At 58.0% G+C, this 18,233-nt stretch carries 8 protein-coding genes; 4 read left to right on the top strand and 4 right to left on the bottom strand.

All coding sequences use genetic code 11. The features are described from left to right. Positions 1 to 23 precede the first annotated feature (23 nt). From Q1M54_RS15000 to Q1M54_RS15015, 4 genes are all read left to right on the top strand, one after another. The gene (locus Q1M54_RS15000) at positions 24 to 6,287 is read left to right on the top strand and encodes an Ig-like domain-containing protein (protein ID WP_300558840.1); all 6,264 of its coding nucleotides are present in this window, start codon (positions 24 to 26) and stop codon (positions 6,285 to 6,287) included. A 259-nt stretch (positions 6,288 to 6,546) separates the two neighbouring features. Further along, a complete protein-coding gene (locus Q1M54_RS15005) occupies positions 6,547 to 8,694 on the top strand; it encodes a type I secretion system permease/ATPase (RefSeq protein WP_300558842.1) in 2,148 nt (715 codons plus the stop codon). Then, positions 8,691 to 10,031 (top strand): HlyD family type I secretion periplasmic adaptor subunit, encoded by a 1,341-nt coding sequence (locus Q1M54_RS15010; protein WP_300558844.1) that lies wholly within the window; start codon positions 8,691 to 8,693, stop codon positions 10,029 to 10,031. The genes Q1M54_RS15005 and Q1M54_RS15010 overlap by 4 nt, the downstream gene beginning before the upstream one ends. 3 nt (positions 10,032 to 10,034) lie before the next feature. Further along, positions 10,035 to 11,456, top strand: a complete 1,422-nt coding sequence (locus tag Q1M54_RS15015; RefSeq protein ID WP_300558846.1) for a TolC family protein — start codon at positions 10,035 to 10,037, stop codon at positions 11,454 to 11,456. A gap of 40 nt (positions 11,457 to 11,496) precedes the next feature. Here the strand turns inward: Q1M54_RS15015 and Q1M54_RS15020 are convergent, their stop codons facing one another. The 4 genes from Q1M54_RS15020 to icmF all read right to left on the bottom strand — a co-directional run bounded on the left by Q1M54_RS15020 (position 11,497) and on the right by icmF (position 18,203). Continuing rightward, complete coding sequence (locus Q1M54_RS15020) at positions 11,497 to 12,285, bottom strand: serine protease (protein ID WP_300558848.1); 789 nt, start codon at positions 12,283 to 12,285, stop codon at positions 11,497 to 11,499. 86 nt (positions 12,286 to 12,371) lie between these two features. Beyond that, a complete protein-coding gene (locus Q1M54_RS15025) occupies positions 12,372 to 13,526 on the bottom strand; it encodes an ATP-binding protein (protein ID WP_300558851.1) in 1,155 nt (384 codons plus the stop codon). 130 nt (positions 13,527 to 13,656) lie between these two features. Then, positions 13,657 to 14,895, bottom strand: coding sequence for a serine hydrolase (locus Q1M54_RS15030; protein WP_300558853.1), 1,239 nt, complete (start codon positions 14,893 to 14,895; stop codon positions 13,657 to 13,659). Positions 14,896 to 14,912: 17 nt separating this feature from the next. Next, complete coding sequence (icmF, locus tag Q1M54_RS15035; protein ID WP_300558855.1) at positions 14,913 to 18,203, bottom strand: fused isobutyryl-CoA mutase/GTPase IcmF; 3,291 nt, start codon at positions 18,201 to 18,203, stop codon at positions 14,913 to 14,915. Positions 18,204 to 18,233: the final 30 nt, after the last annotated feature.

The following is an 18,233-nucleotide window of genomic DNA, read 5'->3' on the forward strand; positions in this document are numbered from 1 at the left end:
CTACCTCTGACTTGCGTGACCTGGTGATCACGAATGTGAAGATCAGCCAAGACAACGCGGTGGCCAGCAATGCTGCGAAACACCAAGGCATTGTGGCCTGGGGCTTTGATGGCGATGCAACTATCACGAACGTGACGATCGAGGGTGATGCGGGTGTCACGACCGCCACAGCGGCGGCATCACATTACGGTGTGTTGTTGCAAGGCTCGACGGCGGCTTACTCTGCGCCAATGGCTGCAGGCACAGTGGTGCTGAGCAATGTGGAGATGACGGGCGCATTTGGTAAGAGCGCGGTGGGTATTTACAACTACACCCACATTAACAATGTCACCGGCACTGGTGTGGATGTCAGTGCAACCCTGAATGGCCCAGCGCCATGGGGTCAGGCTGTGACGATCAGCGGCGTTGAGGGCTCTTATGACGCCAGCCGCCTTGGCTTGGTGTTGGGTGCCAATTACACCCAGCTGGGCGTAGATACTGCACCAGCAAGCAACAACACCTTGACCGGAACTGCAGGTGCTGACGTGTTGTATGACGTTGTTGGCGGCAACGACAGTTTGGTGGGTGGTGCAGGCAACGACACCTTGAGTGGCGGTGCAGGCAACGACACCCTGACCGGTGGTACAGGCGACGACGCATTGAGCGGCGGTACCGGCATCGACACGGTGGTGGTTGTTTCTGCTACTGCGCCTACATTTGCACGCGAAGGCGGCAAATTGACGATCACCAGTGCCGAGGGCAAAGACACGGTGTTGGACGGCGTGGAAGCGGTACAACACGGTGGCCAGAAGTATGTGGTCATTGATGCGGCCAACGGAGGTTTGACGCTGGATGCGGCGATTGCCGCTGCAGGCGCTGGCGATGTGTTGGTGGCTGGCCAGGCTGTGACGCTGACAGTGGCACAGGCGCAGGCTGTGTTGACCAAGGGCGCAAGCTTCCATGGCGGTGACACGGTCAATATCGTGGACACGGCTGCAGCGATCTACGGCAACACCCAAGGTCTGTTCAATGTCAACGGCACAACGGCCGCTGGCCTGAACATTGACAGTGTGTCGGTGGTCAGCACGGACTTGAACGCGGGTTCTGTGACGGTGGCCAATGCTGCCGCACTGCTGGCTCGAGTGGGCAACGACAGTGCGTTGACGATGACGCTGAATGTGTCGGCAGGCTCGGAGACGCTCAAGGCGGCTGCTGAGTTGGCGATGGGCACGACAGCGACGGTGACGCGTTTGGACTTGGCTGCAGGCCAGTACGAGAACAACGGCCAGATCACGATCACCAAGGCGATTGAGATTGTGGGTGGTTCTGACGGTGATGCTGAGACCACTGGACCTGATGTGGTGATCAACAGCACGACATCGGCGACCTTCGTGTTGCAGGGCAACATTGCGGCTGTGGGCAACGGTGACGTGTCGATCAGCGGCGTGAAGGTTGTGGGTGGTACCGAGGCTGTGTCCGTGTTCGGCCCTCAAGGTGGTACGGAAGTCACGAGCTTGACGGTCACCGACAGTGAGTTTGTGGGTCAGAGCAACGGCAGCGTGATTGTGGACGTGCAAAGCGGTACATCTAGCTTGCGTGATCTGGTGATCACGAATGTGAAGATCAGCCAAGACAATGCGGTCACCAGCGGTACGGCCAAGCACCAGGGCATTGTGGCCTGGGGCTTTGACGGCGATGCAACGATCACGAATGTGACGATCCAGGGTGATATGGGTGTGCCGTCGGCAACGACGACATCTCCGCACTACGGTATCTTGTTGCAGGGCTCCACAGATGCTTACAACCCAGCTGTTGGTCTTTCTGCCGGCGTGGTGACCTTGACTGACGTGACTGTGACTGGTGCGTTTGCCAAGAGCGCGGTGGGTGTATACAACTACATCGACATCTCCTACGTGACCGGTGAGAACGTTGACGTTAGCGGGTCGAAGAATGGTCCTGCACCATGGGGCCAGGCGGTGACGATCGGTGGCATTGGTGCCTCTTATGACGCCAGCCAACTGGGCTTGGTGTTGGGCAGCAATTACACGCAATTGGGTGTGGACACGGCACCGGCCAGCAACAACACCCTGACGGGAACTGCAGGCAACGATGTGCTGTATGACGCTGTGGCTGGCAACGACACCTTGAACGGTGGTGAAGGCAATGACACCCTGGTTGGCGGTGCAGGCAACGACAGGCTCTTTGGTGATGCTGGTACCGACACAGCGCTGATCAGCGGAACGGTCGCCACAGATGCGGTGTTTGGACGTCAGTCTGGCACGAATGCATTGACGGTGAGCACACCGCTTACGGGCACTGACACGCTGTCTGGTGTTGAGTTTGTGGCATTGCAAGCTGTCAACGGAACGCTGCTCAAGAACTTCGTGATCTTGGATGCGTTTGCCAGCACGGCAGCGGCGATTACAGCTGCGCCTAACGGCTCGGTGTTGGTCAAAGCTGGGCCACTGGATGTGAGCTTGACAGACGCTTCGGCTGCCTTGACCAAGAGCTTGACGTTCTATGCCGCGGATACGGTGGTGATCAACGCTTCGGCTGCGGCTCTGTTGGCCAAAGGTGCTGATTTGGGCTTGATGCGCACCATGGGCGTCGACAGCTTCATCACCACGGACGTGGTCAGCAAGGCGCAATACGACAGTCTGGTTGCCTTCACAGGCGCAGCCGGTTCGCTGGTCTTGCCAGTGGTGGTCTCCATCAATGAGGATGAGCCCAATGTGGCCAACATTGCCGGTGGTGCAGTGGTGTACACCTTCACATTTGCAACACCGGTGACCAACTTCACTGATGCTGATGTGACAGTGACCAACGGCACTGTCGGTACCTTGGTACCAAGCACGGTGTCTGGTGAAGAAGGCAAAGTGTTCACCATGGCGGTGACGCCAACGCCGGGCTTTGATGGCGTCATGTCGCTGACGGTGGCCAACGCAGCACAGGTTGATCAGGTTGTGGACACACGGATCAGTACGGCAGTGGCTTTGGACCTGACCTCTGACAGTGCGGACACGACGGACAACCTGACCAATGTTGCTTTGTCGACCTTCGCGGTTTCATTCAATGCAAACCGTGCAGAGTTGGGCGATACGATCCAAGTGCTCAAAGGCAGTGCAGTGCTGGGCAGCGTCGTGCTGACGACGCAAGCGCAGGTGGACGCAGGCACAGTGAATGTGACCCTGACAACGGCACTGACCCCTGGCGCCAATGCGCTGGTGGCCAAGCATCTGGACGCTGCAGGCAACAGCGTGACGAGCTCGGGCCTGACGGTCCAGTTCGATGCGACTGCAGCGACCTTGACCCTGCCCGCGCTGACCGATAACAAGCTGACTGCCGCAGAGGCGACCAGCTACACCCAGACTTACACAGCTGTGGACGTGGGCGTGGCGGGTGTGGACAACACGGTGGCCGTCGTCAAGTCGGGCGGCACGGTGGTGAGCGGTGCGGCCTTGACCACCACGAATGGTCAGGTGGCTGGCAACCTCTCTGGCCTTGCCGATGGTGTTTACACCGTAGAAGTGACGACCACGGACAAGGCGGGCAATCAGTCGGTGCAAACCCAGACCGTGACGGTTGACAAGACCAACCCGACGCTGAACTTGCCGGCCTTGACTGACACCGCTTTGAGCCTGGCGCAAGCCACAGGCTTTAGCCAAGCCTACACGGTCAGTGATGCCTTGACCGGTATCGCCAGCACAACTGCTGTGGTGAAGAACGCAGCAGGTGCTGTGGTGCACACCTTGGCAACCAATGGCGTGAATGCCAGCGGCAACGTGACCGGCAACTTGTCTGGTTTGGCCGATGGGGCATACACCGTGGAATTGACCGCGACCGACGTTGCGGGCAACCAGACGGTGCAGACGCAGGCGATCACCATCGACAAGGTGGCGCCGTCATTGGCTGCAGTGGGTGGCTCTAACCCGAGCTGGACGGCTCAACTCAGGGACGTGGTCTCTGGTGGTGGTCAAGTGACGGGGCAGGTGATTGAGTTGCGCCTGAACGAGGCCCTCAATCTGGCCAACCATGGCGACGCACTCAAGAATGCGTTCACTGTGACTTCTGCTGGCTACACCATTGGTGTGGAATCGGTCAGCCTGAACACTGCAGGTACCTCGGTGATCTTGGCGCTGAGCCAGATGGTGACCAAGGGCTTGGGCGTGCAGCTGCGCTACACCAACCCTGGTGCCGATGTAGGCATGGTGACAGCCAACGAAGTGGCTGTTCAAGATCTGGCGGGCAACGACTTGGCGACTACCGGTGCCACTGCCCTGCGTCCGGGCAACACTTCGAACGTGACGGATGTGACCAGTGGCTTGAGCCAGACCCGTGTGTTTGCCGAAGGCAAGCTGGGTGGTTCGGGTGATGACAGCTTCACCTTCGATGCATCACGTGAAGTGGAGTATCTGGTGGGCGGCGCTGGTACTGACACCGTGACGGTGGCTGGCAGCACCAACGGGTCAGCAGCAGACTGGCTGATTGGCGCGTGGCGCAGCAACAGCGATCCGACCTTGCCTGGTTTTGTTCAGTCTGTAACGACGGCCAGCACCCCAGTGTTCAGCTTCGCCAAGGCCACCGGCGACTTTGCCATGGCTTACGTGCAGGCCGAGCAGATCAATGTGGGCAGTACGGCGTTTGGCGTGACGGGCAACGGTGTGCTCCAGATTGGTGGCACTTTGGGTCAGACGCTGAACATTGACACCGAACTCTTGGGTAGCGCCAATTCGATCGCGATCGGCAGTGGCAGGGGCAACGATGTGATCGTGGATTCGGCCGACTGGAACAGTCGTTCGGACACCGTGGTCTACAACGCTGCTGCGCTGGGTGTGACCAGTGCAGTCCCAGCGAACCATCCATTGGCCAGCCAGGATGCTTTGCTGGCAACGTTGGGCAATGTGGTGACCCGCACGTCTGACAACACCTTCTCAGTGGCAGTAGCAGGCCAGACCGATACCCTGCAAGGGGTGGAGCGTCTGCGCTTTGAGACGCTGTCGGGTACTGTGGATGTGGCCTTGGTGGGAACCAATACCACCTCAGTGGTGGGCAAGACCACCAACGGCTACGCGAGCTTGACTGCTGCGGCCGCCGACGCGAACAGCACACAGGTGGTGATGGTGTTTGATCCGACGCTCTCGGCATTGCCAGCCAACAGCCTGATTGCAAGGCTCGATGGCATGTTCAGGACCAACGTCAGCAACGATGTGGAGGTCAACCTCAACGGCAACTTTGTGGCTGTGAACGGTTTGCAAGAGTTGGTGTTTGCGTCCAACAATCCCTCACAGCCAGTGCGTGTGTGGGTGGTGGGTGCCGATGGCTTTGGCTCAATCGACCAAGCCATGGCCTTGGCCAGCCGCGGCGATGTGATCTACATTGCCGACAACGCCATCACCTCGCCCACCACTTATGTGGTGCAAAAGGAAGGCATGGTGTTCATGGGCAACAGCAGCACCATCGGTGGTGCGGACCGTGGCGCCAATTTGCTGACGCTGGAGTTGGGCTATGTGGATCTGGCACCAGGGCAAAACATGCCGGCAGGTCAGGACGCACAGGTCAAGAGCATCGTGCTGCTCGGCAATGCGGACATGAAGGTGGTGGGCAACGCCCTGGCCAACGTGATTGTCGGCAACCGGGGTGACAACACCATTTTGGCGGGTGACGGCGACGACGTGGTCAGCACCGGCGGTGGCGACGACAGGATCTTTGGCGAGGCTGGCAATGACTTGCTGGTGGCCGACAAGGGTCTGAACGGTGAGACGGCTTTGCTCAGCGGCGGTGCCGGCAACGACTTGCTGGTGGCAGCAACGACAGGTCACACAAGCGGCGTGGCTGCTACGGTGGTCATGACGGGCGGCACCGGTGGTGACACCTTCAAGGTGGGTTCTCTGGACGCAGGCAACGGCAATCTTTACTTGAAGGCCGTGATCAACGACCTGAGTGCTCGTGCCGGTGATGATCTGGACTTGAGCCAAGTGCTGAAGACTGGTCAAGCTGTTGCATTGGGCGATCTCAACAAGACCTACGCTTCGGGCAACCAGATCTTTACCTTCAATAACCAAGTGGTCAGCGACAACGGCACACCGAGTGCGGCTGTGGTTGATCTGCTGGGTAACTTGAGGGTGGAGATGACCACCGAGACCAACGTGGCTCAAGCCTTTGTGGCAGCGGTCGAAACCACGCCTCAACTACTGTCTCCTCTGACGGTGTACGGGCAGAGCGTGGCCACCGATGTGACCAATGCAATGACCTCAGCGGGCGCAGAAGTCAACAGGTTGCTGCCCTTGTTTGAGCACAACAACGTGTGATACCTCTGAACGAGGAGAGAGCCGTTGTTTAAGCCTTCACCCCTGTGCACTTGGTGCCAGGGGTGAAGGGCTTTCAGCGCGGAAAACCGGGCGATGGTTCGGCCTTAATTGATAAAATTGACGATCTGTTTGATTTGTGTTTAAATTCGGAAATTACCTAGGTAATCGCCGTATTTAGAGATTTCAGTTGAAATCTCGTTAAACCAACAAATTTGGCAGGAACGCTGATTTGAACTCTCCAGATTCCATTCTTACCAAGATGATGCAGCAGTCTGTGGAGCTTGCTTCTCCTGTAGAAGACGCTCCAGACTACTATTTGCCTTGTCTGTTATCGGTGTTGGCGCACTTGGACAAGCCGATGTCCGAGGCGGCCTTGCGCGCCAGGGTTTCCGACCCGGACGCAGGCTGGACTTGGGATCTGGTGAGCGACAGCTTGCAGAGCCTGGGCTTGTCGGTGCAGTTGGAGCCTTGCACCTTGACGTTGCTGACGCAAGCGGTCGAGCCGGTGTTGGTGAGGCTGAAGTCGGGTGGCTGCGCGGCTTTGCTGCCATCGCACGAGTGGGATGAGCCCATGGTGATGTGGCCCGCGCGCAGCAGCGCTTTGGAGCGCTGCGACTTGGGTGCGCTGATGGAGGCCAGTGCTGGCCTGTGCATGCGTGTGCAACCCCCTCTCAGACCCCCACAAGATGAGGCGCATTTGCCACAAGGGCGCATGGGGCATTGGTTTTTTGGGCCTTTGTTTGCAGCGCGGTCGATGTATTGGCAGGTGGCTGTGGCGGCACTTTTGACGAATGTGTTTGCTCTGGCGGCCTCGATTTTTTCGATGATCGTCTATGACCGGGTGATGCCCAACAACGCGATGGACACGCTGACCGCTTTGGTGGTGGGTGTGGGTTTTGTGTTGTTCAGTGATTTTGTGATCCGGACTGTGCGGGGTTATTTCCTGGATGTGGCGGGCGCCAGGGCCGATGCCATCATTGCCGACAGTTTGTTTGAGCAGGTCTTGGACATCGATTTGGCTGCGCGCAAGGGGTCGGTGGGTGCGATGGCCAGCGTGCTCAAAGAGTACGAGTCGATTCGGGACTTTTTGACATCGGCCACTTTGACCACGCTGATCGACATCCCGTTCGCTATTTTGTTTTTGGTGGTGATTGCGATGGTGGGTGGCCCATTGGTTTGGGTGTTGGTGATCATCATTCCTGTGATGATCGCTGCCAGTTTGGTGGTGCAGCCAGAGCTCAAGCGTTTGGTGCAGACGAGTTTTGAGGATGGCCAAACCAAACATGGTGTGTTGGTGGAGACCTTGAACGGTTTGGAGACCGTGAAGGCCATCGGTGCCGGTGCGCAGATGCGCCACCGTTGGCAAAAGGCGATTGCGCACCAAGCGCAGATTGGTTTGAGAACGCGCATGTTGTCGCAGTTTGCCGGCAACGTGGCGAATTTTGGGTCGCAGGCGGCCACCATTGCCATCGTGTCTTATGGCGTTTTCTTGGCCCGTGATGGCAGCATCGGGACCGGGGCGATTGTGGCGTGTTCGATGTTGGCGGGTAAAGCCATTGCGCCTTTGTCGCAGTTGGCACAGCTGGTGACCCGGATCAACCAGTCCTTGTCGAGCTACAAGGCGCTCAAAGACTTGATGGAGTCGCCGCGCGAGCACCCGCCTCAAACCACGTTCATTCCACGCGAGAGGATTGCGGGCGACATCGAGTTTCGCAACGTGAGTTTTCAATACCCCGGTCAGCAGTCGGGGGGCTTGGACAAGGTTTCTTTCACCATCAAAGCGGGTGAAAAAGTGGCGATTCTGGGACGTCTGGGGTCGGGCAAGACCACGGTGTCCAAATTGATGCAGGGCCTGCGGGTGCCGACCGAGGGGGCCGTGTTGGTGGATGGTTGTGACCTGAGGCAGTTTGACAAGGCCGATTTGCGCCGAAACATCGGGACTGTTTTGCAGGACGTGTGGCTGATCTCGGGCACGGTGGGCAGCAACATTGCCTTGGGTGGTATGCGTCCGAGCAATGAGGATGTGTTGTGGGCGTCTCAAATTGCCGGGGTGCACGATTTCATTGCGCCCCACCCAGATGGCTACAACCTCAAGCTGGCAGAACGCGGCGAGGGGTTGTCGGGCGGGCAGCGTCAAGCGGTGAGCATTGCCCGTGCGTTGGTGGGCAAGCCGCCTATTTTGATCATGGATGAGCCGACCAGTTCGATGGACATGAATGCAGAAAAAGCGCTGATCGATCGGCTCAAGAGCCATTTGACGGCTTCGACTTTGGTGGTGATCACGCACAAGTCTTCGTTGCTCGATTTGGTGGACAGGGTGATTGTGGTGGACCAAGGCAAAGTGGTGGCCGATGGCCCCAAATCGTTGGTGTTTGGCCCTGCGGCTAGCAAGGGGACCGCACCATGAGCTGGAAAGACAAACTGGCTGCTTTGAGGGGTGTTGCAGATCCCAAGCAGCTGAGTGTGGCCGAGGCGGGTCAATTGGGTGAGGTGAAGAAGGCGTCGACCTATTTGCTTTATGTGATCTCTGCCATCACGGTGGGCTTGATGTTGTGGGCTTACTTTGCCACTGTGGAGACGGTGGCGCGCAGCCAAGGGCGGGTGATCACGTCTGGGAAGATTCAGCTGATCCAAAACTTGGAGGGCGGCATTGTGTCGGCCATTCATGTCAAAGCTGGGCAAAGGGTGAGCGAGGGCACGTTGTTGGTGTCTTTGAGCGAAACGCAGTTTGACTCGGATCTGCAATCGCGCTTGCAACAGGCCAATGCCCTGGCCGCGCGGCTGGCCCGTTTGAACGCAGAGAGTGAGGGGGTTTTGCCGGTGTTTGATGCGCAGGTGATGCAAGCCGGCAAGGAGTTTGTGGATTTGGAGCGCAACGCCTTTGAGACACGCGCTGGACAGTTGAAGTCTCAGCTGGACATGTTGCAGGCACAAATTGAGCAAAAGACACAAGAGCTGCAAGAAAACCGCATTGCTTTGGCCACGGCCAGCAAGATGTTGGGTTTGGGGCGTGAGGAGCGGGAAATTTTGTCAAGACTGGTGGCCAAGGGCCTGGAGCCCAAGCTGGAGCTGGTTCGGTTGGACCGCACTTTGGCCGATGCCGAGGGGCGTGAGGAGACGGCGCGATCGGCCATCAAACGCTTGCAGTCGGGTGTGGATGAGACCTTGGCGCGAAAGGACAGTGCCGTCAGGCAGTTCCGTTCGGATGCGCGGGCAGAGTCCAACAAGACCTTGGCCGAATACCGCTCGCTCAAAGAAATATTGCCCAGCTTGAAGGACAAAAAAGGCCGAACAGAAATGCGCTCGCCCGTGGCGGGTATCGTCAACCGGGTGATGGTGAACACCGTGGGCGGTGTCGTCAAGCCGGGTGAGCCGATTGTGGAAGTGGTGCCTGTGGATGAGCAGTTGGTGCTGGAGGCGAATGTGTTGCCCAGTGACATTGGCTTTGTCAAGGTGGGGCAGATGGCCAATGTGAAGTTGACTGCCTACGACTATTCGATTTTTGGTTCGCTGATGGGCAAGGTGGTTCGCATTGCGCCCGATTCGGTGACGAATGAAAAAGGTGAGAGCTTTTACGTGGCCCGCATCGAGACGTCTTCCACGATGGAGGTGCGTGGCAACAAGTTTGAGGTCATGCCGGGCATGCAGGCGCAGGTGGACATCATCACCGGGCACAGAACCATTTGGGAGTATTTGTCCAAGCCCTTGGTGGCGGTCAAAGAAAATGCATTCAGGGAGCGCTGATCGATGAAATCAATGGCTGGTCTTTTGATGGCGTGTGGTTTGTCCTTGGCTTCTTGGGGCGTGTGTGCGCAAAATCAGCCCCCACTGGCGCCATTGCCTGACGAGGTGAACTCTCTGGTCATGGGCTTGGGGGAGTCACAGATTGCTTTCATGCAGTCTTTTGTGTCAGTGGATCGACGCTCTTGGGGTGAGGCTCAGTTGGAGGCGTTCCGTGGCGTGGTGGTCGATGCGGCGCTCAAACACCCTGACGTCAAAGCGGTTCGGTTTGCGCGCAGGGCCAATCAATTTGCGATCCGAGAGTCGCGTGCGGGCTGGATGCCGCAGGTGTCCACCCAGTTGAACAATGGCAAGGTGAACAACGATCCCAGTGCGATTTTGGGGACACCTTCACGCGTTTATGACAATGCCAGTTTCAATGTGACGGTGCGGCAGCTGGTGTATGACTTTGGTGCCACCAACAGTTTGATCGAGGCGGCCAATGCCAAAGACCAGCAGAGTCTTTACAGGCAGTTTTCAACCGAGTCGGATGTGTCGTTCAAGGCGGTACAGGCTTACCATGAACTGGTGAGGGCGCTGCGGCAATTTGAATTGGCTCAAAGGAACGAGGATGCGCGCGCAGCGATCTTGAACCTGGTCAAGCAGCGGCAGGAAATTGGTGGCGGTACGCTCAGTGATGTGGTTCGGGCGGAGTCGCGATTGGCAGAAGCGACAGCGAATAAAACCACGTACCGCAAAAATTTGGGGTCTGTGCAGGCGAGCTACCGCGAGTATTTTGGTGGTGATGGGTCGAATGTCAGATTTGACAGCCCCGTGTTTGACATCAATGCCACTGGCGACTTGATGTCTGAAGTGGGCTTGGCAGGTCAGGTGAGTTGGAAGGTCAGGGTGGCGCAGGCCGCTCGCGCTGTGGCAGAAGCCGATGCGAGAAATGCGCGGGCCAAGTCTTTTGCGAGCATTAATTTGGAGTTGAGTTCGACCCGCCGTGATTGGGTTGCGCCTGGAACGCCGGGTACGGACAGGACGGTTGCCTTGGTGGCGAGGCAGGCCTTGTATACCGGCGGTGCAGATACGGCGCGAATTGATCAAGCGGTGCAAAAAGTCATGCAGTCTCAAGAAGAGTTGCAGGCCGCAGAGCTGGAGTACAAGCGGCAGATTGAGCAATTGATCATGGAGTCGCAGTTTGCACAACCCTTGTTGAACTCTCGCCGTTTGACGGCGGGGTTGGCCGCCGATTCGCTGCGCATGGTGCGAGAGCAGTACGCTTATCGCCGGGGTACGTTGCTGGATTTGCTGACCGCACAAGAAGCTTTGTATTTTTCGGGCAGGGATTTGATCGATGCAGAGGTGGACAAAGCCTTGGCGTCTTACAAGTTGCTGGCTTCGGCAGCTTTGCTGAACCAGTTTTTAGGTTTTTCTGTGGATTGAGGGTGCGCGTTGACGGGGGCTGCTGAGTTTAAGCAGGCGATCACCTGTTGACGGGTTCTGTTCTGGCAATGATGGACACAACGCCTGGGTTGACCTTTTCAAAGATTTGAAAGGGGCGCAGGAGGGTTTGTGTTTCAAGGGGTTTGACTTGCACCGTGGCCGCAGTCCCTTCGAGAAATCCCAAAATATGCGATGACCGCAGCGCAAAGCCCACGTTGACGGTCCAGTCTTGTGTGCGCTCCAGAACCCGTTGCGAGTTGAGCTTGCGTTGGACCATGCCGATGACGGATCCGTCGGGCCCAATCAAGGGGCCGCCTGAGTTGCCTTGCGATATGTCGGCGCTGATTTGAAAGTAACCCCGGTCTTCTGCTTGTTGTTTGTGGTTCGGGTAGCCGTTGATGATGCCTTGTGTGATTTTGGGCGTCAGACCCTGGATTTTGGGCTGAGGGAAACCGATCACCGACACCTCTAAGCCCATCGGCACTTTGTCAGATCTGGCCAACTGGAGTGCGGGCAGCTCGAGCGAGGTTTTGATCAGCGCCAAATCGAGAACGGCATCGATTTTGACCACGTCTGAGCTGACCCATTTGCCTGTTTGGGTTGAACCCACCAACACCTTGCTGAGGTTTTTGACCACATGTTGGGCCGTGAGAACAAAGCCGTTGCCGATTGAAAACCCCGTACCAAATGCAACCTGTTGACGTTCTGCTTCCGTCATCAGCGGTGCAATGGCGGCGGGTGGTGTGGGCGGTTGTTGGGGCTGAGCTCCGACAGAGATGCACCCCATGCAAATGAGGCCCATCAGGGCTTGTGGAATACGTTGGGTCATGGCGGTGAGCCTTTTCACTGGAACGGGTTATCGAAGTCTTGCACAAACACATTCACCGGCAAGGCGGTGGCGTATCCTAAGGTCATTCAACAGTTGCTCAGAAGCCTGGGGATGTCCAAAGGCGAGACGACTTGGACATTGTTTGGCATGGCCCAACCCTCTTGCACAGGCGCCACGACGTAGGCTTTGTGGACCCCGATGTCTTCGCAGGCCTGCCAAAAGCCTTTGGACACTTTGGGGGCAGACGAAAATTTGATTTCAAACCCGGTGGTTTTATGGCCTGTCTCAACCACCACATCCAACTCAGCGCCCGCGGCGGTTCGGTAAAAAGAAACACTGGCACCTGTGGGCAAATGGTTGCAAATTTGCTCGATACAAAAGCCTTCCCATGAAGCGCCCGTGTTGGGGTGGCCCATCAAATCATGGACGTTGCGCATGCCCAGCAGGTAGTGCAGCAAACCACTGTCGCGCACATAAATTTTGGGTGATTTGACCAGCCGCTTGCCCAAGTTGGCATGGAGCGGCTCCAAGCGGCGCAGCATGAGCGACTGCACCAAATGGTCCAAATACCGGGTGACTGTGGGTGACGAGACGCCCAGTGATGCCGCGATGCTGGACGCGTTGAACAGCTGGCCGTGCAGGTGCGCCACCATGCGCCAAAAGCGCCGCATCAATTCGGGCTCGATATTGATGCCCAAGGCGGGCAGATCGGTGTGGAGGAAGTGCCTGACAAAAGCATCGCGCCAGAGCCAAGAGGCGTCGTCTTGAGGCGCGGTATAGCTGCCGGGAAATCCACCACGCACCCACAGGGTTTGAATGTCTTGAAAACTTTGATGCACTTCGCTCAACAGCAGGGGGGCCATGTCCACCAAGGCCAAACGCCCCGCGAGGGATTGGGATTGCTGGAGCAATTTGAATGAGGCTGAACCCAGGATCAGGAATCGACCAGGATGCCGGTCTGCATCAATCTCCCCACGCAGGGTGCTGAACAGCTCCGGGACATTTTGAATTTCATCCAAAACCACCAAGCGGTGACGGTTGGCTTCGAAAAATACATCGGCTTGATCCAGCTTGGCGCGAGCTTGGGCGTTTTCCAAGTCAAGGTAAATCGAGTCAGGAAACTCAGCAGCGATTTGCTTGGCCAGCGTGGTCTTGCCGATTTGACGGGCGCCCAAAATGGCCACAGCAGGGCTCAAGCCCAGTTGTTGGCGTATTTCAAGCGCAGATTTTCTTTGAAACATCCTTGCATTTTAAACATGTCATATTAAAAATACAAGGATAATTGTCACGCGATAGCGTTCACATGATGCTTGGGCGCAGACCCAATGAGGCTTGCCATCCTGCTGACTGGGATGCGCTAGGTCAAGTGCGTCAAGGCTTGGTGGGCGGCGTATCCAGACTTTCGGTGAAAGCTTCAAACAAGCGGCTGTAATTCATGGAGTACATGGGCATGACTGTGCTGGGCCAGGCGCTGGTGATCAGCAAAACGGCTTTGCGGCTGCGATCCAGAAACAAGTGTTGACCATATACCCCCAACATGACCGGCTGGTTTTCACCGTGCAGCCAGAATTGGTAGCCATATCCGTAAAGACGATTGACCCCCTTGCCTTTGTGAAACTGTTCGGGTTGAGCGCTCATGCGCGTGGCCTCATCCAGATACGATTTGGAGATGACTTGTCGATCACCGACCTTGCCATCGTTGACGATCATCAGTCCCAGGCGCACCCAGTCGCGGGCTGTGGCAGCAAACCCCATTTGGCCCATGGCTTGACCCGCACCGTCCAGTTGCCACGTGCCGCTGTCTTGAGCACCAATGGGGCCCCAAATTTTTTCCTGCATGTACTGACAGATGGATTGTCCTGTGGCGTGAGAGACCACCTGGTTGAGCACGATGGATTCAATCCCTGCGTAGTTGAATTTGGTGCCGGGCGTGTGAAAGGGTTTTCCTGTGAATATGTTGATGGCCGTGATGGCGCCCTGTGACTCTAGGCTGGACAAGGTACGGGCGTTGTCATCCGCTCCTGAGTAGTTTTCGCTGTAGATCCTGCCTGAGCTCATGCGCAGCAGGTGCCGCAAGCTGATGGCGCCATAGGCCGAGTCAGCAATGGCTGGCACATACTTGCTGGCCGGGTCGTCCAGCGAGGCGATCTTGCCTTCGTCCAGCGCAATGCCAACCAATAAACCGGTGATGGACTTGGCCATGGAAAAGGACGCGAATTTATCCGAAGCTAAACGCATGCGCGGGTAGCGCTCTTCCAGAATTGTGTCACCTTGCGCGGCAATCAAGGAAGTGACTTGGTAGGTTTCTACAAAGTCATCCAGGGTTCGGGTTCCGCCTACAGGGAAGCGTGAATAACTCAGCGGGCGAGGCAACTGCCCTTGTCCCAAGTTGCGACTTTGTGGCCCCGGCTCAATGGTGCAGGAGTTGAAGTACTTGGCCCAGTTGGAAAACGTGGCCACCCTGACCGGCGCAAAAGTGTGGAAGTCCTTGGCTGCAGCGGGCGGCTTGAATTTTTGCTCACGCTCGCGCAGGAAGGCCGCCGTGTCGGCGTGCGCCCAAGCCCCCACCAACAGCAGAGCCAGCGTCAAAATTGAGTGACGTTTAACCATGGGCGATGCCTTTCAAATCACATGTTGCGTCGGTACTGACCACCCACCTCAAACAGCGCATTGGTGATCTGGCCGAGAGAGCACACCCGCACCGCGTCCATCAGTACTTCGAACACGTTGCCGTTGTCGATCACGGCCTGCTGCAAACGTTTGAGCATGGCCGGCGACTCTTTGGCGTGCAGGGCGTGGAAGTCGTTCAGGCGCTGGAGTTGGCTCTGCTTTTCTTCTTCGGTCGAGCGGGCCAGTTCCAGCGTTTCCATGACTTCGTCGCCCTTGGGGTTGCGGAAGGTGTTGACGCCGATGATGGGCAACTCGCCGGTGTGCTTGAGCATCTCGTAGTGCATGGACTCGTCTTGGATCTTGCCGCGTTGGTAGCCGGTTTCCATCGCGCCCAGCACGCCACCGCGCTCGGCGATTTTTTCAAACTCGGCCAGCACAGCTTCTTCCAGCAACTCGGTCAGCTCGTCGATGATGAAGGCGCCTTGGCTGGGGTTTTCGTTTTTGGCCAAGCCCCACTCGCGGTTGATGATCATTTGGATCGCCATGGCGCGGCGCACCGAGTCTTCGGTGGGCGTGGTGATGGCTTCGTCAAACGCGTTGGTGTGCAGGCTGTTGCAGTTGTCGTAGATTGCGATCAGCGCTTGCAGTGTGGTGCGGATGTCGTTGAACTGGATCTCTTGCGCGTGCAGGCTGCGGCCCGAGGTCTGGATGTGGTACTTGAGCTTTTGGCTGCGCTCGTTCGCGCCGTATTTTTCTTTCATGGCCACCGCCCAGATGCGACGCGCCACGCGGCCCATCACGGTGTACTCCGGGTCCATGCCGTTGCTGAAGAAGAACGACAAGTTGGGGGCGAAGTCGTCGATGTGCATGCCGCGCGCCAGATACGCCTCGACAAAGGTGAAACCGTTACTCAGCGTGAACGCCAGCTGGCTGATGGGGTTGGCTCCGGCTTCAGCGATGTGGTAACCCGAGATGGACACCGAGTAGAAGTTGCGCACGTCATGGTGCACAAAGTACTGCGCGATGTCGCCCATCACTTTCAATGAAAACTCGGTCGAGAAGATGCAAGTGTTTTGTCCTTGGTCTTCTTTCAGGATGTCGGCTTGCACCGTGCCGCGCACGTTGGCCAGCACCCATTCGCGGATCTTGGCGGCTTCGGTCTCGGTGGGTTCGCGGCCGTTCTCAAGTTTGAACTTGTCGAGGTTTTGGTCAATGGCCGTGTTCATGAACATGGCCAAGATGGACGGCGCGGGGCCGTTGATGGTCATCGACACCGAGGTGGTGGGGTTGCACAGGTCAAAGCCCGAGTACAGCACCTTCATGTCGTCGAGCGTGGCCACGTTCACGCCCGAGTTGCCGATCTTGCCGTAGATGTCGGGGCGCAGGTCAGGGTCGTTGCCGTACAGCGTGACCGAGTCAAACGCGGTGGACAAGCGCTTGGCGGGCAAGCCCTCTGACACCAGCTTGAAGCGGCGGTTGGTGCGGAAGGGGTCGCCTTCGCCGGCGAACATGCGGGTGGGGTCTTCTCCTTCGCGCTTGAATGCGAAGGTGCCTGCGGTGTAGGGGTAGCTGCCGGGCACGTTGTCCAGCATCAGCCACTTGAGCACTTCGCCGTCGTCTTCGTATTGGGGCAGCGCCACTTTGCGGATGGTGGTGCCAGACAAAGATTGGGTGGTGAGGGCCGTGCGGATTTCTTTGTCGCGGATCTTCACCACGTATTCGTCGCCGGCATAGGCTTTTTGCATGTCGGGCCATTGGGCCAGCAGTTTGCGGGCTGTTGGGTCTTGGGTTTGTTCGCGGCTCACGGCCAGGTCAATGGCGGCCTCTGCAGCTTTGGCGCGACCGGACTTGCCCACTTCGAGCATGCGGGCGGCAGCGCGCAGTTGCTGGATTTCGCGGGCCAGGCGGGCCTGGTCGCGGGCACGTTTCTTGTAGCCGCGCACCGTATCGCTGATCTCTGCCAAGTAGCGGGTGCGCGAGGAGGGCACCACCGGGTTTTGGTGGGTGCTGTAGCGCACCTTGACCACAGGCAAACGGCCTTCGGTGGTCTGCATGCCCAGCTCGGCCAAGCGGGCTTTGAGGGCTTGGTACAGCGCTGTCACACCGTCGTCGTTGAAGCGCGCGGCCATGGTGCCAAACACGGGCATTTGCTCGGTGGGCACGGTCCAGGCTTCTTTGTTGCGCTGCACTTGTTTGGCCACATCGCGCAGGGCATCGGATGAGCCTTTGCGGTCGAACTTGTTGATGGCCACAAACTCGGCAAAGTCGAGCATGTCGATTTTTTCGAGCTGGCTGGCTGCGCCAAATTCGGGGGTCATCACGTACATGGGCACGTCCACATGCGGCACGATGGCGGCGTCGCCTTGGCCAATGCCGGAGGTTTCGACCACGATCACGTCAAAATTGGCCACCTTGCAAGCAGCGATGACATCGGGCAGCGATTTGCTGATCTCAGAGCCAAAGTCACGCGTGGCCAGCGAGCGCATGAACACGCGCGGGCCCTGCGACCAAGGTGAAATCGCATTCATGCGGATGCGGTCGCCCAGCAGCGCGCCACCGCTCTTGCGACGCGAAGGGTCGATGGAGATCACGGCCACGCGCAGCGCGTCGCCTTGGTCCAGCCGCAAGCGTCGAATCAACTCGTCGGTCAGACTCGACTTGCCGGCACCGCCGGTGCCGGTGATGCCCAGCACGGGCACCTTCTTTTGTGCGGCTTGTTCGCGCACGGCTTTGACAACGCTGGCATCGGCTTTGTCGTTTTCAAGCGCTGTGATCAACTGCGCCAGCGCACGCCAGTGCATTTCGCCATGGCCTTGAATCGCATCCACGGTCTTGGGGGCCAGGGGGCTGATGTCTTGGTCGCAGCGCATGACCATCTCGCCGATCATTCCGGCCAAGCCCATTTTTTGGCCATCTTCTGGGCTGAAAATGCGCACGCCTTTGTCGGCCAAGGCGCGGATCTCGGACGGCACGATCACGCCGCCGCCGCCGCCAAACACCTTGATGTGCTCGCCGCCTCGGGCTTTGAGCAGGTCCACCATGTAGCTGAAATATTCGTTGTGCCCGCCTTGGTAAGAGCTGATGGCGATGCCCTGCGCATCTTCTTGCAGCGCGGCGGTCACCACCTCGTCCACCGAGCGGTTGTGGCCCAGGTGGATCACTTCGGCGCCCATGCTTTGAAGGATGCGGCGCATGATGTTGATGGCAGCGTCGTGCCCGTCAAAAAGACTGGCGGCAGTGACAAAACGCACCTTGTGGGTGGGTCGGTATTCGGCCAAGGCTTTGAATTCGGCGGACAGGTCGGTCATGGGGGTCTCCGGTAGCAGGGCGGTCTTGTG

The sequence above is a fragment of the Limnohabitans sp. Rim8 genome (genome assembly GCF_943326455.1).
In the GTDB taxonomy this organism is placed as follows: Bacteria; Pseudomonadota; Gammaproteobacteria; order Burkholderiales; family Burkholderiaceae_C; genus Limnohabitans_A.

What these genes read in the sequence shown, in the direction of transcription:
- Q1M54_RS15005 (WP_300558842.1), top strand. Translation starts at nt 6,547, where the DNA reads ATGATGCAGCAGTCTGTGGAGCTTGCTTCTCCTGTAGAAGACGCTCCA.
- Q1M54_RS15010 (WP_300558844.1), top strand. Translation starts at nt 8,691, where the DNA reads ATGAGCTGGAAAGACAAACTGGCTGCTTTGAGGGGTGTTGCAGATCCC.
- Q1M54_RS15015 (WP_300558846.1), top strand. Translation starts at nt 10,035, where the DNA reads ATGAAATCAATGGCTGGTCTTTTGATGGCGTGTGGTTTGTCCTTGGCT.
- Q1M54_RS15020 (WP_300558848.1), bottom strand. Translation starts at nt 12,285, where the DNA reads ATGACCCAACGTATTCCACAAGCCCTGATGGGCCTCATTTGCATGGGG.
- Q1M54_RS15025 (WP_300558851.1), bottom strand. Translation starts at nt 13,526, where the DNA reads ATGTTTCAAAGAAAATCTGCGCTTGAAATACGCCAACAACTGGGCTTG.
- Q1M54_RS15030 (WP_300558853.1), bottom strand. Translation starts at nt 14,895, where the DNA reads ATGGTTAAACGTCACTCAATTTTGACGCTGGCTCTGCTGTTGGTGGGG.
- icmF (WP_300558855.1), bottom strand. Translation starts at nt 18,203, where the DNA reads ATGACCGACCTGTCCGCCGAATTCAAAGCCTTGGCCGAATACCGACCC.